The 17,852-nt window shown below is 68.3% G+C and carries 13 protein-coding genes; 6 read left to right on the top strand and 7 right to left on the bottom strand.

The window, feature by feature from the left end; genetic code table 11:
* Both A5756_RS03440 and A5756_RS03435 read left to right on the top strand, forming a co-directional pair.
* Window positions 1–705 (top strand): NYN domain-containing protein, encoded by a 705-nt coding sequence (locus A5756_RS03440; protein WP_066947642.1) that lies wholly within the window; start codon window positions 1–3, stop codon window positions 703–705.
* Between the two features lie 49 nt (window positions 706–754).
* Window positions 755–3,682, top strand: a complete 2,928-nt coding sequence (locus A5756_RS03435; protein ID WP_066947092.1) for an MMPL family transporter — start codon at window positions 755–757, stop codon at window positions 3,680–3,682.
* Between the two features lie 3 nt (window positions 3,683–3,685).
* Here A5756_RS03435 and A5756_RS03430 read toward each other — a convergent pair whose 3' ends face one another.
* Window positions 3,686–4,828 (bottom strand): AI-2E family transporter, encoded by a 1,143-nt coding sequence (locus tag A5756_RS03430; RefSeq protein ID WP_066947089.1) that lies wholly within the window; start codon window positions 4,826–4,828, stop codon window positions 3,686–3,688.
* Window positions 4,829–4,996: 168 nt separating this feature from the next.
* On the opposite strand from A5756_RS03430, the gene A5756_RS03425 reads away from it, so the two are divergent.
* Window positions 4,997–6,166, top strand: a complete 1,170-nt coding sequence (locus A5756_RS03425) for a TIGR00374 family protein (RefSeq protein ID WP_066947087.1) — start codon at window positions 4,997–4,999, stop codon at window positions 6,164–6,166.
* Here the strand turns inward: A5756_RS03425 and A5756_RS03420 are convergent.
* A complete protein-coding gene (locus A5756_RS03420; protein WP_066947086.1) occupies window positions 6,163–6,699 on the bottom strand; it encodes a hemophore in 537 nt (178 codons plus the stop codon). The genes A5756_RS03425 and A5756_RS03420 overlap by 4 nt on opposite strands.
* Before the next feature lie 328 nt (window positions 6,700–7,027).
* On the opposite strand from A5756_RS03420, the gene A5756_RS03415 reads away from it, so the two are divergent.
* A complete protein-coding gene (locus tag A5756_RS03415) occupies window positions 7,028–10,072 on the top strand; it encodes an efflux RND transporter permease subunit (protein WP_066947082.1) in 3,045 nt (1,014 codons plus the stop codon).
* A 59-nt stretch (window positions 10,073–10,131) separates the two neighbouring features.
* Window positions 10,132–10,620: a hypothetical protein gene (locus tag A5756_RS03410; RefSeq protein ID WP_066947078.1), complete on the top strand. Its 489-nt coding sequence runs from the start codon at window positions 10,132–10,134 to the stop codon at window positions 10,618–10,620.
* On the opposite strand, the gene A5756_RS03405 is transcribed toward A5756_RS03410, so the two are convergent.
* On the bottom strand, window positions 10,621–11,304 hold the full coding sequence (locus A5756_RS03405; protein ID WP_066947075.1) for a hypothetical protein: 684 nt from the start codon (window positions 11,302–11,304) through the stop codon (window positions 10,621–10,623). It abuts the gene before it with no gap.
* Window positions 11,301–11,957 carry a hypothetical protein gene (locus tag A5756_RS03400; protein ID WP_066947072.1) on the bottom strand — a complete coding sequence of 219 codons (657 nt, stop codon included), beginning with the start codon at window positions 11,955–11,957 and terminating at the stop codon, window positions 11,301–11,303. The genes A5756_RS03405 and A5756_RS03400 overlap by 4 nt, the downstream gene beginning before the upstream one ends.
* A gap of 41 nt (window positions 11,958–11,998) precedes the next feature.
* On the opposite strand from A5756_RS03400, the gene A5756_RS03395 reads away from it, so the two are divergent.
* Window positions 11,999–13,984 carry a M13 family metallopeptidase gene (locus tag A5756_RS03395; RefSeq protein WP_066947068.1) on the top strand — a complete coding sequence of 662 codons (1,986 nt, stop codon included), beginning with the start codon at window positions 11,999–12,001 and terminating at the stop codon, window positions 13,982–13,984.
* Here the strand turns inward: A5756_RS03395 and A5756_RS03390 are convergent.
* The 3 genes from A5756_RS03390 to A5756_RS03380 all read right to left on the bottom strand — a co-directional run bounded on the left by A5756_RS03390 (window position 13,968) and on the right by A5756_RS03380 (window position 17,793).
* Entirely contained in the window at window positions 13,968–16,214 is a 2,247-nt protein-coding gene (locus A5756_RS03390; protein WP_066947051.1) for a molybdopterin-dependent oxidoreductase, read from the bottom strand. The two genes, A5756_RS03395 and A5756_RS03390, sit on opposite strands and share 17 nt — an antisense overlap.
* Window positions 16,211–16,792: a TetR/AcrR family transcriptional regulator gene (locus A5756_RS03385; RefSeq protein ID WP_066947046.1), complete on the bottom strand. Its 582-nt coding sequence runs from the start codon at window positions 16,790–16,792 to the stop codon at window positions 16,211–16,213. Before A5756_RS03385 ends, A5756_RS03390 begins: the two co-directional genes overlap by 4 nt.
* A 146-nt stretch (window positions 16,793–16,938) precedes the next feature.
* Complete coding sequence (locus tag A5756_RS03380; protein WP_066947639.1) at window positions 16,939–17,793, bottom strand: L,D-transpeptidase family protein; 855 nt, start codon at window positions 17,791–17,793, stop codon at window positions 16,939–16,941.
* Window positions 17,794–17,852 lie beyond the last annotated feature (59 nt).

Here is a 17,852-nt window from a genome sequence, read left to right as displayed (position 1 = left end):
ATGAGCCTGGCGGAAGAACAGACCGCGGCAGCTGAACCTTTGCCGGCGTTGCCCGATGATGCGCTCGGAAGCTTCTCACCGCCGGGCGGACGCGTTTTGCTGGTCTGGGACGCGCCCAACCTCGACATGGGACTCGGGTCGATCCTGGGGCGACGCCCCACCGCCCTGGAGCGTCCGCGGTTCGACGCCCTCGGGCGTTGGTTGCTGGGCCGCACGGCAGAGATCAGTGCCGGCCGCCCGGGCGTCGTGGTCGAACCCGAGGCCACCGTCTTCACCAACATCGCGCCCGCCAGCGCCGAGGTCGTGCGGCCCTGGGTGGACGCCCTGCGCAACGTGGGATTCGCGGTGTTCGCCAAACCGAAGATCGACGAGGACAGCGACGTCGACCGCGACATGCTCGCCCACATCGAACTGCGACGCAGCGAAGGGCTGGCGGCGCTGGTGGTGGCTTCCGCCGACGGCCAGGCCTTTCGTCAACCGCTGGAGGAGATAGCACGCTCCGGGGTCACGGTTCAAGTCATCGGATTTCGCGAACATGCGAGTTGGGCGCTAGCGTCGGATACCTTGGACTTTGTCGACCTGGAAGACATCAGCGGTGTGTTCCGGGAGCCCTTGCCGCGAATCGGCCTAGATTCGCTGCCTGACCAGGGAGCATGGCTGCAGCCGTTCCGGCCGCTGTCCGCTCTGTTGACCGCGCGTGTGTGACACTGGAAAACCGATGCGCGGGTCGTTAACGATCCAGTAAGGAGCTTGCGTGTTCGCCTGGTGGGGTCGAACTGTGTACCGCTACCGGTACATCGTTATCGGGGTCACGGTAGCTCTGTGCCTCCTCGGCGGCGTCTTCGGGGTCAGCCTCGGCAAGCATGTCACCCAGAGCGGCTTCTACGACGACGGCAGCCAATCGGTCAAGGCCTCGGTGCTGGGCGACAAGACCTACGGCCGGGACCGGACCAGCCACGTGGTGGCCACCTTTACGGCTCCCAACGGCCAGACGGTCGATGACACGGCGTGGCGGGACAAGGTCGTCGGCGAGCTCAACAAGTTCAAGACCGACCATCCCGACCAGGTCGTCGGCTGGGCCGGCTGGCTGGCGGCACCGGACAGCACGAACCCGGTCATCAAGGGAATGGTCAGCGATGACAAGAAGCACACCTTCGTGTCCATCCCGCTCAAGGGCGACGACGACGACAGCATTCTCAATAATTACAAGGCCATCGCGCCGGGTCTGCAGAAGCTCAACGGCGGCGCGGTGGAACTCGCCGGCCTGGAGCCGATCGCCAACGCCCTGACCGGCACCATCGCGACCGACCAGCGTCGCATGGAGGTCCTTGCGGTGCCGCTGGTGGCCGTCGTGCTGTTCCTGGTGTTCGGCGGCGCCATCGCGGCCGGACTACCGGCCATCGTCGGCGGCCTGAGCATCGCCGGCTCGCTCGGGATCCTGCGCCTGGTCGCCGTGTTCGGCCCGGTGCACTTCTTCGCGCAACCGGTGGTGTCCCTGATCGGCCTGGGTATCGCCATCGACTACGGACTCTTCGTGGTGAGCCGGTTCCGAGAGGAGATCGCCGAGGGCTACGACACCGAGGCCGCGGTGCGAAGAACCGTGATGACGGCCGGGCGCACCGTGACGTTCTCGGCGGTGCTGATCATCGCGTCCAGCGCCAGCCTGCTGGTGCTGCCGCAGGGCTTCGTGCATTCGCTGACCTATGCGATCTTCGCCGCGGTGGGCCTTGCCGCGTTGCTATCGATCACGTTCCTGCCGGCCTGCCTGGGCATCCTGGGCCGCCACGTCGACGCGCTCGGCGTGCGGACCGCGTTCCGGGTGCCGTTCCTGCGGAACTGGAAGTGGTCGCGCGCCTACCTGAACTGGCTCGCCGACCGGCTGCAGAAGACCAAGACCCGCGAAGAGGTCGAGGCCGGCTTCTGGGGCAAGCTGGTCAACTGGGTGATGAAGCGACCGCTGGCGTTCGCCATCCCGATCGCCGTCGGCATGATCTTGCTGGTCATCCCGCTGGGCAACCTGTCGTTCGGCGGCATGAGCGAAAAGTATTTGCCGCCAAACAATTCGGTGCGCCTGGCGCAGGAACACTTCGACAAGCAATTCCCCGGCTACCGGACCGAACAGTTGACCATGGTGATCCAGAGCACCAATGGCAGCAAGGTGACCGACCAGCAGGTGGCCGACATCCGCAACCGGATTTCCTCGATCGGCGGGTTCACCGACAAGCAGTGGCAGGAGCGGCCGTGTCCGGCCATCGCCGGCAACCCTTGCGTCGCCGGCCCCAATGGGACGACCGTGCCCAAGGACGGCTCGGTGCGGGTGATCCAGAACGGCCTGCTCAACAAGAACGATGCCGCCAAGAAGATCGCCGAACTGCGGGCCGTGAACCCCCCGAAGGGGCTCAACCTCTATGTCGGCGGCACGCCCGCCCTAGAACAGGACAGCATTCACAGCCTGTTCGATAAGGCTCCGCTGATGCTGGTGCTGCTGCTGGGCGCGACCATGCTGTTGATGTTCCTGGCGTTCGGGTCGGTGGTGTTGCCGGTCAAGGCCGCGGTGATGAGCGCGTTGACGCTCGGATCCACGATGGGCATCCTGACCTGGATCTTCGTCGACGGGCACCTATCGGGCGTGCTGAACTTCACGCCGACCCCGCTGATGGTGGTGGTGATCGCGCTCGTGGTCGCCGTCGGGTTCGGTCTGGCCACCGACTACGAAGTGTTCCTGGTCTCGCGCATGGTCGAGGCGCGCGAACGTGGCATGTCGACCGCCGAGGCCATCCGGATCGGCACCGCGACGACCGGGCGCCTGATCACGGCCGCCGCGCTCGTGCTCGCGGTGGTCGCCGGTTCCTTCGTGTTCTCCGACCTGGTGCTGATGAAATACCTGGCGTTCGGCCTGATGGCGGCGCTGTTGCTGGACGCCACCGTGGTCCGGATGTTCCTGGTGCCATCGGTGATGAAACTGCTCGGCGACGACTGCTGGTGGGCCCCGCGCTGGGCGAGGCGCCTGCAAAACAAGATCGGGCTGGGCGAGATCGACCTTCCCGACGAGCGCAAGCGGCCGACCCTCAACGGGCGGCCCGCGCGACCCCCGGTGGCGGCCAGCCTGGTCGCGGCCGCGCCGCGCCAGCCGCACGACCCCACCCACCCCGCGGCCCTCGAGCCGTCACGCGCAACCCGTCCGGGGCCGGCCGAACCCAAGCCCGGCACGGAAGTGCCCGCGGGCGCGGCGATGCGCCCCGCGGCGCCCCCGTCCGATGCCGCCAACACCACGCGGCTGCAGACCCGCCCGGGTGCGCCGACGGAGGCCAAGACGACGCGCCTCTCGGTGCCCAACGCCGCTCCCGCCAGCCCAGCGCACCACCCGGCCCACGAGCGGCCGGCCAACGCCGCCCCGCCGGCGCGACCTCCCGCCCCTGGGCCGGCCGCGCCGCCGGCACCACCGTCCGGCGGCGAAACCCGGGCGATCCCGGTGCCCCCCAACCGTTCTGACGACACGGGCGACGCCGTCGAACCCACCACCGCCTTCCCGTCCGCGCGGCCGGAGGGCGACGAAGCCGACGCCGCCACGGAGAAGCTGAACCCCCGCGGACAGGCCGATAACGGCGACGCGCGCCAGCGCCGGCGTTCGGGCGGCGGCTTGTCCGCCCAGGATCTGCTGCGCCGCGAGGGTCGGCTGTAGGCCTTAGTCGGCCTTTGCGGGTTCGTCCGGTTCGGCCTGCAGGATGCTGCCCTCGTCGGCCTCTTCGGTCTGCTTCTCGGCTTCGGCGGCCGGATCCGGGGCGAGCAGCACCTGCATCGCGTTGTTGAGGAACGCGACCGTCGGCACGGCCAGCAGCGCACCGACGATCCCGGCGAGCACGCCACCGGCGGAGATGGCCAACACCACCCCGAGCGGGTGAATCGAGACGGCGCGGCCCATCACCAGCGGCTGCAGCACATGGGCCTCGAGCTGGTTCACCGCGATCAGCAGACCCAGGGTAATCAGCGCGTACACAACGCCTTTGGCCAGCAGGGCGACCACCACGGCCAGCAGACCCGAGATCAACGCACCGACGAGCGGGATGAAGGCCCCCAGGAACACCAGGGACGCCAGCGGCAGCGCGAGCGGGATGCCCATGATCGCAAGGCCCGTGCCCACCCCGGCCGCGTCGGTCAGGGCCACCAGAAAGGTGGCCCGCACATACCCGGTCAGCGATCCGTAGCCGGCGCGGCCCGCCTCGCTCACCCGGTCCCGGACGTCGGCCGGGAAGATCTTGACCACGTATGCCCAGATGTTGCGGCCGCCGTAGAGGAAGAAGATCAACGTGAACAGCACCAACACCGCCGCGGTGACCAGCTCGGTGATGGTGGCCGCGGTCGACAGGGCACCGCTTTCCAGCTTGGCCTGGTTGTTGCGCAACGCCTCGATCGCGGCGTTGCCCGCGTTGTCGATCTGTTCGCTGCGCAGGTGCGCGGGCCCGTGGATCAGCCAGCGCCGGGTGGACTCGATGCTGCGGGTCACCTGCTCGGTCAGGCCGGGCACACCGTCGATGAACTGGATGACGACGAACGCCAGGATGCCGCCCAGTATCGCGAAGCCGCCCAGCAACACCATCGCCACCGCGCCGCCGCGGGGCAGGCCCCGCCGATCCAGCCAGTCCACCACCGGCAGCAGCAGCGCGCTGACCAGCAAAGCCACCAGCACCGGCACGACGATGATCTCGAGCTTTTTCACCACCCAGAGCAGGGCGACGACCGCGACGAGGATCACCAGCAAACGCCAGGCCCAGGCTGCGGTCTTGCGGACGAGCGGTTCGACCGAAGCGTCGTCGGTGTTTGCCGGCATTGGGTGAGCCTATCCGGCGCGGGGCACCGCCAAACGTGGCAGACCCGTCCGCAACGTGGGCCCGACGCGGCCACCCCGGCACGATCCGGTTACGACCCCGGAACTTCCACGACACGGTCGGCGACGCGCGACGATCCCCGCGCCACCTGCACCGTTACCCTAAATCACGTGTCGCACGACGCACCCGCCCGCAATCTCGACTTCCCGCGCGAAGAGGCCCCGCGCGGGAAGTACTGGTGGCTGCGGTGGGTCATCCTCGGGATCGTCGCCATCGTGCTTGCCGTGGAGGTCGCCCTGGGCTGGCATCAGCTGGCCGAGGCGTGGATGAGCCTCTACGAGGCGAACTGGTGGTGGCTGCTGGCGGCGGTGGTGGCGTCGGCCGCGTCGATGCATAGCTTCGCGCAAATCCAGCGCACCCTGCTGCGGTCGGCCGGCGTGCACGTCAAACAATTGCGATCCGAAGCCGCCATTTATGCCGCCAACTCGCTGAGCACCACGCTGCCCGGAGGGCCGGTGCTTTCCGCCACGTTTTTGCTTCGGCAGCAACGGCTTTGGGGCGCCTCGACGGTGGTCGCGTCGTGGCAGCTGGTGATGGGTGGCGTCCTGCAGGCCGTCGGTCTTGCGCTGCTGGGGCTGGGCGGGGCGTTCTTTCTCGGTGCGAAGAACAACCCGTTCTCGTTGCTGTTCACCCTCGGCGGCTTCGTCGCGTTGCTGATTCTCGCCCAGGCCGTCGCGTCACGGCCGGAGCTGATCGACGGCATCGGCTGCCGGGTGTTGTCCTGGGTCAACTCCGTCCGCGGGCGGCCCGCCGAGACCGGCCTGGACAGATGGCGCCAGACCCTGATGCAGCTGGAATCGGTGAGCCTGGGCCGTCGCGACATGGGGGTGGCGTTCGGTTGGTCGATGTTCAACTGGGTCGCCGACGTGGCGTGCCTCGGCTTCGCGGCGTACGCCGCCGGGGACCACGCGTCGGTCGCCGGGCTCACGGTGGCCTACGCGGCCGCCCGCGCCGTCGGCACCATACCGCTGATGCCGGGCGGGTTGTTGGTGGTGGAGGCGGTGCTGGTGCCCGGGCTGGTGTCCAGCGGCATGTCGCTGCCCAACGCGATCTCGGCCATGCTGATCTACCGGCTGATCAGCTGGTTGCTGATGTCCGCAATCGGGTGGGTGGTGTTCTTCTTCGTGTTCCGCACGGAGAACGTCGCCGTCCCGGACGACGAGGAGCCCGTGCCCGACACCGAACCGACCCCGCCGCAGAACCAGCCCACCAACGATCCGACCGAGACCGCGCTGCAGGGCCCGTTGCCGCCCGATCGCAGCCCGGAAACCGGGAACTAGCCGGCGGTGTTGCCGCGCGGCGGGCCCGACAGCGTGTTGGCCGGCGCCGGTGCGACGGGGCCGGTGGCCGCCGTGCCGGCCAGCGGTGACGCCCCAGCCGCATTACCCGGCAGGGCGGGCAGCCCGCCGGCGGCGCCCTGCGCCTGCTGCATCATGCCCATCGCCTGGGTGGGCGAGATCGGCAACTTGCACTGCAGCGACAGGTTGGTCAGGGGCTGGGCGATCGACGTCATGTCGCCGGCCACCTTGGGGTTGGCCTCGAAGTAGGACTTCAGCCCGGTCATCGACTGCGGGCCCGCCTGCTGCTGCAGCATCGAGGTCATCGTCTGGTTGGTCTCGGGATGCGAGTCCAGGTAGTCCCCCATCGACTTGGAGACCGAACCGATCGTCCGGGCGACTTCGCTGGCCGAGCACGGGTCGGTAGCGCCCGTGGCCGGCGGCCCCGCCAGGACCGCGAGGGCGGCGCACGGCAGGGTGGCGGCGATCAGCCCGGCGAAGATTCTGCGGCGCCCGGTCGCGGTGCCTCTCGTCATGGAAACTCCTTAGTGTTTGCGACGTCGCACGCAGCATCGACGCCTCGCAAACGGCTGCAATGGACGGCCTCATCGATAGCGGAACTCCCCAGGGCTCCGCGGGCCATCCGACATCCTGCCATCGCCGGCGGCACCCCTGCCAGCCCGAGCGCGGCCCTGTGAGGAAAGTCCCGCCGGTCACCGGCTCACAACGGCTTGGGAGCGTCTTGGCAACAACGCCGTCGTTGCAGCTCAGGAACTAGAAAGCTCACATCATCCACAGGTCGCTGCGGTATTCTCGCCAACACGCGTTACGCGATACACGGGGAGTGACGAAATCCAGCAGTTAATGATGCGCCTCAGCCGCAGCCTGCGTAAGTACCGCTGGTTGGTCTTCACCGGCTGGTTGCTGGCTTTGGTTCCGGCGGTCTATCTGGCCTTGACGCAGTCGGGGAATCTGACCGGTGGCGGTTTCGAGGTGGCTGGTTCGCAGTCGCTGCTCGTCCACGATCAGCTCGAGGAGCTGTACCACGACCAGGGGTCGTCGTCGCTCGCCCTGGTGGCGGCCCCGCGCCCGGACGCCAGCTACTCGGACATCAACGACGCGGTCGCGCTGCTGAGGCAAACCGCCGCCGAGGTTCCCGGCGTCTCGGAGGTGCCCAACCCCACCCAGCGGCCACCGCAACCCGACCGGCCGTACGTGCTTTCGCTGCGGCTGGATTCGCGGAACACCAGCGACGTCGCCAAACAGCTGCGCAAGAAGGTCGGCGTCAACGGCGACCAGCCCGGCCAGACCGCGGACGGGCGGGTGCGGCTGTACGTGATCGGCCAGGGCGCGCTCTCCGCCGCCGCGGCGCAGAACACCAAGCACGACATCGCCGCCGCCGAGCGCTGGAACCTGCCGGTGATCCTCATCGTCCTGCTCGCGGTATTCGGCTCGCTGGCCGCCGCGGCCATCCCGCTTGCGCTCGGCGTCTGCACGGTCGTGGTCACCATGGGCCTGGTCTACCTGCTGTCGGCCTACACGACCATGTCGGTGTTCGTGACCTCGACGGTCTCCATGTTCGGCATCGCCCTCGCCGTAGACTATTCGCTGTTCATCTTGATGCGTTTCCGCGAGGAGCTGCGGTCCGGCCGCGAGCCGCGTGAGGCCGTCGACGCCGCGATGGCCACCTCGGGGCTGGCCGTGGTGCTGTCCGGGATGACCGTCGTCGCCTCGCTCACCGGGATCTACGTGATCAACACCCCGGCGCTGAAGTCGATGGCCACCGGCGCCATTCTGGCCGTCGCGGTCGCGATGCTGACGTCGACCACGCTGACCCCCGCGGCCCTGGCGACGTTCGGACGCTCGGCCGCCAAGCGATCGGCATTCCTGCATTGGTCGCGCGGGCCGGAGGGTGCCCAATCCCGGTTCTGGAACCGCTGGATCGGCTGGGTGATGCGCCGGCCGTGGATATCGGCGCTCGCGGCCTCGCTGGTCCTGCTCGTCATGGCCGCACCGGCCTCCTCGATGGTGTTGGGCAACAGCCTGCTGCGCCAGTTCGACTCGTCGCACGAAATCCGCGCCGGGGTGGGCGCGGCGGCCCAGGCCCTGGGCCCCGGCGCGCTCGGCCCGATTCGGGTGCTGGTCACCTTCCCCGACGGCGGGGCCGCCTCGCCCGAACACAGCCAGACCATCAGCGCGATCCGGCAGCGGATGACGCAGGCCCCGAACATCGTCTCGGTGGCGCCGCCGCAATTCGCGGAGGACAACGGCAGCACTCTGCTGTCCGCGGTGTTGTCGGTCGACCCCGAGGACATGCGCGCCCGCGAGACTGTCGGCTGGATGCGCGCGCAGCTGCCCAAGGTGCCCGACCGGGGAACCGCACGAGTGGACGTCGGCGGCCCGACCGCGCTGATCAAGGACTTCGACGACCAGGTGTCCAAGACCGAGCCGCTGGTGCTGGCCATCGTGGCGCTCATCGCGTTCGTGATGCTGCTGCTCTCGGTCCACTCGGTGTTCCTGGCGCTCAAGGGCGTGCTGATGACCCTGCTGTCGGTCGCGGCCGCCTACGGCAGCCTGGTGATGGTGTTCCAGTGGGGCTGGCTGAAGGACCTCGGGTTCGCCCAGATCAGCTCGATCGACAGCACGGTCCCCCCGCTGGTGCTCGCAATGACCTTCGGGTTGTCGATGGACTACGAGATCTTCCTGCTGACCCGCATCAGGGAACGCTTCCTGCATTCCGGCAACACCCGCGACGCCGTCGCGTACGGCGTGAGCACCAGCGCCCGCACCATCACCAGCGCGGCGCTGATCATGATCGCCGTCTTCATCGGCTTCGCGTTCGCCGGCATGCCGCTGGTGGCCGAGATCGGCGTGGCGTGTGCGGTGGCGATCGCCGTGGACGCGACCGTGGTGCGGCTGGTCTTGGTGCCGGCGCTGATGGCGATGTTCGCGCAGTGGAACTGGTGGATCCCGCCGTGGCTGTCGCGCGTGCTGCCGTCGGTCGACTTCGACCGGCCGCTGCCGGAGGTCGATCTCGGCGACGTCGTGGTCATTCCCGACGACATATCGGCGCTGACGGCGCCCAACGCCGACCTGCGGATGGTGCTCAAGTCGGCGGCCAAGCTCAAGCACCTGGCGCCCGACGCCATCTGCGTGACCGATCCGCTGGCGTTCACCGGCTGCGGGCGCAGCGCCAGGGAGCGGCAGGCCGCGCAGCTGCGGGGACCGGACCAGGATCGCGGCCGTGACCCCGGCCAGATTCCCCACCAGGTCAACATCGACGACGAGAAGGCGGGCGTCGCGGTGGGCGCCGCCGACCGCAGGACCGGCAGCAACGGTCACACCAATGGCACGGCCAAGAAGCTCGTCGGTGGCCTGACGTCACGCAACGGCATCGCCAAGGCGATCGTGGGGTCGGACCGGCCCGTCCACCCGGTCACATTGTGGCGAGGGCGGCTTTCGGTCGCCATCGACGCACTGGAGAGCGAGACCGACACCGCGGACCGGCCGGTGTACGAACGCCGCAGCCCGGTGGAAACCACCCACGTTCAGCTGCCAACCGGCGACCGGCTGCTGGTCCCGACCGGCGCCGAGACGCTGCGGCTGAAGGGGTACCTCATCATGTGCCGTAACAGTCGCCGCGATTACGCCGACTTTGCCGATATGGTTGAAACGTTGGAGCCCGAGACCGCCGCTGTGGTGCTGGCCGGCATGGACAGGTATTACTGTTGTCAGTCGCCCAGGCGGGAATGGATCGCCACCCAGTTGGTGCGTCGCCTCGCTGATCCGGATCCCTGTGATTTAAACGACGAGCAGGGGTCGTCCGAGGCGGACGCCCACCCGGACTGGGAGGAGATCAGGCAGCGCTGCCTGTCGGTGGCCGTAGCGATGCTGGAGGAGGCGAGGTGACGTTGGCACCTGACCGACGCTCCACACTGCCGTCCCACCGGCCGGGCCCCGATCCGCACATGCGCGAGGGCGGCGCCGGCGGTGGATCTCGCAGTGGACCTGTTCAAGACGCCGACCAGCCGGTGGAGTTCTGGCCGACGTCCGCCATTCGCGCCGCGCTGCAAGGCGGCGACATCGCCACCTGGAAGCGTATCGCCGCGGCTTTGAAGCGCGATCCGTTCGGGCGCACCGCCCGCCAGGTCGAAGAGGTGCTCGAAGGCACCCGCCCCTACGGCATCTCCAAAGCGCTGTGGGAAGTGCTGGAACGCGCCCGCACCCACCTGGAGGCCAACGAACGGGCCGAGGTGGCCCGCCACGTGCGGCTGCTCATCGACCGATCGGGCCTGGCCGAGCAGGAATTCGCCTCCCGCATCGGGGTGACCGCCGAGGAGCTCATCGCCTACCTGGACGGCAGCACCAGCCCGTCGGCCGCGCTGATGATCCGGATGCGCCGACTGTCGGACCGGTTCGTCAAGGTGAAGTCGACGCGCTCGGCGGACTCCAACTGATCACCTGATCGGCAGCACGTCCGATACCAGCCACGCGTCGCCGTGCTTGGTCAGCGCCACCCGCAGCGCGGGCGCCGACCGGCTGGCGGGCTGGCCCGGAGCGTTCTGGGTGACCCGCAGGATCACCGCCACACTGGCCGCCGATGGCCCGAGGGCCTCGACCCCGGCCGCCAGCGTCGCGGCCTGAGCGGTGACGTTGTGCTGGGCCAGCTCGGCGCTGGTCTTCGTGTACTGCTCTTTGAACGCGGCGGCGTGGTCGGGGACGATCAACGCCGTGGCGCGGTCGATGGAGCTGTTCGGGTCGGCGGGGGTGAACGACGCCATCGCCTCCGCCATGCCCGTGGCGACCCGAACCACGTCGCGGGAGTCGTCCTTGAACTCGCGGTCCGAGCGCGTCCAGTGCGTGTATCCGGTGACCACCGCGGCCACCAGCGCGGCCGTGCAGAGCAAGACGACGGCCAATCGCAGGCCCGGCGCGTCGTCATCGGTACCGACGCTGACCGAATCACGGCGCAGCAGCCAAAAATTGACCAATACACCCTCGACGATCAACAGCACCAGCACCGAGCACGCCGAAACCCACCACAGCGGCCAACTCAGAATCAGGCCGATCGCCAGCAACCCCGCGATCGCGGCCACCGGGGCCAGGATGTCGAACGCGAGCAGGCGCCACAAATTTCTCATCGGATCGATTCCAGTCCCGAGATCATCAGCTTGCCGTCCACGTTGACGACGTCGAGCCGCAGGTTCCAGTGCACCGTCTGCGGTTTCGCTCCGGCGTTCTCGCTGACCGACGTCGCGACCAGCATGACCGAATCCAGGCGGCTCGCGAAGGGCGGCAACTTGGTGGTGACCACGGGCCGGGAAACGCCGGGCTGGGTGTCCAGGTCGTGGCGCACGGCCTCGACCGCCACCGCGTCGATGCGCCCGGCGCTCTTGGACTGCAGCTTCTCCACCACCTGCCGGTAGGGCTGCATGGCGGCGTCGAAGTCGGTGTTGAGTTCGCCGACCGTCCCGTCGTGCAGGTGTTGCAGGCTGGAGTCGACGTTGCCGCTGTTCATGTTGATCAGCACGCCCGTCCAGTCGGCGGCGGTTTGCATGACGCGGGTGAGGTAGCGGCGTTCACCCGTGTCGTCGCGATGCCCGGACCAGAGGAAGAACCCGAACACGATCGCGGCCACCGACAGCACGCCCAGGACGGCCGACGCGATGCCGTACGGGGAGAACATCGGGCCGTCGGCGACCTCGGATTCGTCGTCGAGGGCTTCGTCGGGTTCGGCGAGGTCTGCCTCTTCCGTTTCCTGGATTGCTGGCTCGGTGCGCTCGCCGTCGGACATGGCCCGATCGTCGCACCCGACAAAGATGGAAGGATGGCGGGGTGACTGTAGAGGCCATTCGCTCGGGGATCGACCTGAGCCATGTCGACGCCAACACCCGCCCCCAAGACGACCTGTTCGGTCATGTCAACGGCCGCTGGCTGGCCGATTACGAGATCCCGGCGGACCGGGCGACTGACGGCGCGTTCCGCCACCTTTACGACCGCGCCGAAGAACAGGTGCGCGACTTGATCATCGAGGCCAGCGAGACGGGCGCCCCGCCGGGCACCGATCAGCAACGCATCGGCGACCTCTACGCGAGCTTCCTCGACGAGGAGGCCGTCAAGCGCCGCGGCCTGCAACCGCTCCTCGACGAGCTGGCCACCATCGACGACGCCGCGGACCCGGACGCGTTGGCCGCGGCGGTGGGTGCGCTGCAGCGCACCGGAGTGGGCGGTGGCGTCGCGCTGTATATCGATACCGACGCCAAGAACTCGGCCCGGTATCTGGTGCATGTCACCCAGTCCGGCATCGGATTGCCCGACGAGTCCTACTTCCGCGAAGAGCGGCACGCCGAGGTGCTGGCGGCCTACCCCGGTCACATCGCGCGGATGTTTCACCTGGTGTACGGCGGGACCCCGGACGCGCACGCCGAGACCGCGGCCCGCATCGTGGCGCTGGAGGGCAAGCTGGCCGCCGCGCACTGGGACGTGGTCAAGCGGCGGGACGCCGAGCTCAGCTACAACCTGCGCACCTTCGCCGAGCTGCAGACCGAAGGGAAGGGCTTCGACTGGACCGGCTGGGTGAACGCGCTGGGCGCCACACCGCAGGACTTCGCGGAAACCATTCTGCGCCAACCCGATTACCTCACCGCCTTCGCCGCCCTGTGGTCCAGCGCCGACCTGGCGGACTGGAAGGATTGGGCCCGTTGGCGGTTGATCCGCGCCCGCGCGTCCTGGCTGACCGACGAGCTGGTCGCCGCGGATTTCGACTTCTATGGCCGCCTGCTCACCGGGGCAGAGCAGATCCGGGAACGCTGGAAGCGGGCGGTGTCGCTGGTGGAACACCTGATGGGCGATGCCGTCGGAAAGCTCTACGTGCAGCGGTATTTCCCGCCGGACGCCAAGGCCCGCATCGACGCGTTGGTGGAGAACTTGAAGGCGGCGTATCGGCTGTCCATCAACGAGCTGGACTGGATGACGCCGCAAACCCGGGAGCGTGCGCTGGCCAAGCTGGACAAGTTCGTCGCCAAGGTCGGCTACCCGGCCACGTGGCGGGACTACTCCAAGGTGGTGATCGACCGCACCGACCTCTACGGCAACTTCCAGCGCGGCTACGCGGTCAACCACGACCGCGAACTGGCCAAGCTGGGCGGCCCGGTCGACAAAGACGAGTGGTTCATGACTCCCCAGACGGTCAACGCCTATTACAACCCGGGGATGAACGAAATCGTTTTCCCGGCAGCAATTTTGCAGCCGCCGTTCTTCGACGCCGAGGCCGACGACGCCGCCAACTACGGCGGGATCGGCTCGGTGATCGGGCACGAGATCGGGCACGGTTTCGACGACCAAGGCGCGAAGTACGACGGCGACGGCAACCTGGTGGACTGGTGGACCGACGCCGACCGCGCCGAATTCGGCGCCCGCACCAAAGCGCTCATCGACCAGTACGACGCGTACACGCCCCGGGGGCTGGATGCCGGCCACCACGTGAACGGCGCATTCACCGTCGGCGAGAACATCGGTGACCTGGGCGGGTTGTCGATCGCCCTGCTGGCCTACCAGCTGTCCCTGAACGGCCGGCCCGCGCCCGTCATCGACGGTCTCACCGGAGTGCAACGGGTGTTTTACGGCTGGGCCCAGGTGTGGCGCACCAAATCCCGTCAGGCGGAAGCGATCCGGCGGTTGGCAACCGATCCGCACTCGCCGCCGGAGTTCCGCTGCAACGGCGTCATCCGCAACATGGACGCGTTCTACGACGCCTTCGAGGTGTCCGAGGACGACGGCTTGTTCCTCGAGCCGCAGCGCCGGGTCAGGATCTGGAACTGACGGGCACTCCCGCCGGCTCGATCCGGGCGGGCACGTGCTTGTGCCATGGCGTGCCGGCGTAGGGGTCGCGCCATTCCGTCGAGGTGAGTGCGTTCGGGGCGACGCCCGGGACCACGGTATGCCCGTCGCCGTCGACGTAGTCGAGCCCAAATCCGTTGGGCAGGGCCGCATGTCCGGCCAGCATGGTCTCGGTGATCTCGACGGTGGCCTCGGCACTGCCGGCCGCGGTGCTGATGCGGGCGCGGCCTCGGTCGACGAGTCCGAGCGCCTGGGCGTCCTCGACGCTGACGCGCAACGCCCCGTCCGCGTCGCGCTTGCGCCAGGAGGGGTCGCGGAAGATGTCGTTGGCGGTGTAGGCCCGGCGCTCGCCCACCGACAGCACGATCGGGAAATCCGGTGTGGTCAGCCGCGGCGGGGCCGCGGTCAGCGCACGCAAATCGTCGAGCATGGCGGGAATTTCGAGCGCGATCTTGTGGTCGGCGTGGCTGATCAAGGCGAAGTCGTGCTCGTAGTTGTGGACGGTGAACGTCACCCCGGACGGGGTGTCGAGGATCGCGTCGAACAGCGCGTTGCCGTCGGCGTGACCGGCCCGGCGCACCGCCTCGGGATAGGTCAGGGCGGCCTTCTGGGCGAGCCCCCACAGCGCGGCGGCGCCGCGCAGACCTTCCGGCAGCGTGGGCCCGAGCGTCTCGTAGAGGACGTAGGGAAGCAGCTTGGCGACGGTCGGGTTGGTTGCGGTGGCGGTGAGGAAGGCTTCGGTGTAGGCCGCTCGCCCGCGCCGGGCGGCTTCGGACAATGGCCGCAGATCCGCGTCGTCGACCATGCCCAGGGCGCGCACCAGCCGCGCCCAGATCTCCGGCTCGGGCAGCGTCCCCGGCAACGGTTCGAGCAACGGCCGGCGCAGCTGAAAAGCGTTGTGCGGGAACTCCAGATTGAAGAACGTGGCTTCCGGCTTCTCGAACTGGGAGGCCGCGGGCAGCACGTAGTGCGCGAGCCGGGCGGTCTCGGTCATCGCGACGTCGATGACGACCATCAGTTCCAGCGCCTGAAAGGCCTCCCGGCACGCGGCCGAGTTGGCCAGCGAATGCGCGGGATTGCTGCTCTCCACGATCATGGCCCGGAACCGGTCCGGGTGATCGGTCAGGATCTCCTCGGGCACGACGTTGCTGGGCACCAATCCGGAGATGATGGGGGCGCCGGTCACCGGCGTGCGCCCGGAGAACTGGCCGAACAGCGGCCCGAACGCCGAATGTAGATGCTGGCCACCCTTTTTCGCGAAGTTGCCGGTAAAGATCCACAGCAGCTTGTTCAGGTACGAGCAGAGCGTGCTGTTGGGCGCCTGCTGCACACCGAGGTCCTCGAACACCGATACGCTGGCCGCCGCGCCGATGCGCCGCGCCGCCGCGCGCAACAACTCCTCGTCCACCCCGCACCGTTGCGAGTACTCGGCCACCGGCACCTCGCGCAGCTCGGCGCGGACGGACTCGGCGCCGCGCACGTGTTCGGCCAGAAACTTTTCGTCACAGAGGTTTTCCTGGACGAGGACGGCCGCCAGCGCGGCCAGACACCACGCGTCGGTGCCGGGTTGCACTCGTAGATGGAAGTCGGACATCTTGGCGGTGTCGGTGACGACCGGATCGATGACGATCATCGACCGCTTCGGGTCCTTGGCGATCTCGTTGAGCACCACCCGGGCGCGGGGAAAGCTCTGCGACATCCACGGGTTCTTCCCGACGAACACCGACACTTCGGCGTGCTCGAATTCGCCTCGCGTGTGGCCGCCGTACAGCTGACCGTCGATCCAGGCTTCACCGGTCTTCTCCTGCGCCAAGGCATTTGACCGGTAGCGCGAACCGAGGGCTTTGAGGAACGCGCCGCTGTAGGCCCCGCCCAGGTGATTGCCCTGGCCGCCGCCGCCGTAGTAGAAGATCTTGTCCCCGCCGTAGGCGTCGCGGATGTGCTTGAAACCCTCGGCGATCTCGACAATCGCGGTGTCCCAGCCGATCTCCTCGAAGGTGCCGTCGGCACGCCGGCACAGCGGAGAGGTCAATCGGGCGCCGCTGTTCTGATAGTGGTCCAGCCGCAAGGCTTTGTTGCAGGTGTAACCCTGCGACGCCGGGTGGGCCTTATCGCCCCTGATGCGGGCCAGCCGGCGATCTTCGACTTGGACGACGATGCCGCAGTTGCACTCGCACAGGATGCACGCCGTGGACTTCCATTCACCGGTCATCGCGGGACGCCCTTTCTGTTCGCCTCGGCCGACAGCAGGTCACGTAGCTGGCGGTGCACGACGTCGAGGGGGGTGAGGTCGCGGCGCACCCTGGCCAGCACGATCGCGCCCTCCAGCGCGGTGGTGGCCAGCATCGCCAGGTCGGCAGCCCGTGCGCGCGGGATGCCGTCGGCGATGAAGCGCTGCGCGATCAGGTCGGTCCAGCGGTCGAACACCGATGCCGCCCGTTCGACGACGGGCGCCATCCGCTCTTCCTCGCCGGCCTCCACGGAAACCGCGACCACGGGGCAGCCCGCGCGGAAGTCGCTGTCGAGCAGTTGGCGGCGATACTTCTCGATCAGGGTGTCCATCAGCTCAGGCCCGTTCTCGGCCTCGGCGATGATCGCGGCGACGTGCTCACCGGCGAAATCCACCGCCTCGCAAAGCAGTTGGGTTCGCCCGCCCGGGAAGTAGTGGTAGGCCGATCCGCGCGGCGCGCCGCTGTGCTCGAGGACGTCCGAGATCGCGGTCGCGTGCGCGCCCCGCTCCCTGATCAACAGCGCGGCGGAGATCACCATCCGCTCGCGTGGACTGCGCATCGCCGCTCCTTCGGGCCTGGCTTATGTATGATGCTATACATAAGCCGCGGCCCGGCGAAAGCCCCAGCCGCTTGCACTCGCGAACAGACGCAAAATCGCCCAGTTCCGGGACGGAATGGGCGATTTTGCGTCTGCTGGGCTGAAGGCTAGTTGATCCAGTCGGCCGAGCCGTCGTTCTTCTTGTAGTTTCCGCCGCTGGAGTTCTTCACGATGATGGGATCACCCGGGCCGAAATTGTCGAAGAACCACTTGGCATTGGTGGGGCTGATGTTGATGCAGCCGTGGCTGACGTCGCGCTTGCCCTGATCGTCCACCGACCATGGCGCGCTGTGCACGTAGTCGCCGACATTGTCGAAGCGAACCGCGTCCTCCACCGTCACCTTGTAGCCGTAGGTCGAGTTGACCGGGACCCCGTAGGTCGAGGAGTCCATCACCACGGACGCCTTCTTGTCCTGCACGTAGTAGGTGCCATTGGGGGTCTGGTGATTACCGGACGTCATGCCCATCGACATCGGGAAGGTCTTCTCCACCGTGCCGTTGCGCGTAACGGTCAGCTGGTGGGTGGCGTCGTCGGCCGTCGCCACCAGCGTGTCGCCGGTCTGGAAGTTGGTCACCGTACCGCCGGCGTCGACGGTCACCGCGGTGTGCGCGGGCCAGAAGCTCAGCGGACGCCAGCGCAGCTGGGTCGGCGTCATCCAGTAGAACTTGCCCGGCACCGGCGGCACGGACGAGACGTGCACGGCGTTGATGGCCGCGCCGGCGTCCTCAACCGTTCCGGGGAAGTTGATGATGATCGGCTGGGCCACACCCACCGTCGAGCCGGTTTTCGGGACGAACGAGGGCGGCCCGAACGGCGGCGTGCCGGTGAAGGGGGCGGGATTCTGCCCGTCGGCCGAGGCCGCGGCCGGCTGTGCCACCGGGGGCATCCACGGCGGCGGAGGGGGTGGCGGCGCCTGCCCGTCGGGCGGAGGCGCGGGCGCGAACGGGTCGAAACCCGTCATCGTCGGGTCACTGGCCGCGATCGTCGTCCTCTTAAACACTCTCACGCTGCTGTCCGGCT

This window comes from Mycobacterium sp. 852002-53434_SCH5985345, from assembly GCF_001667155.1.
Classification (GTDB): Bacteria; Actinomycetota; Actinomycetes; order Mycobacteriales; family Mycobacteriaceae; genus Mycobacterium.
This window is presented reverse-complemented; position numbering and strand designations above follow the sequence as displayed.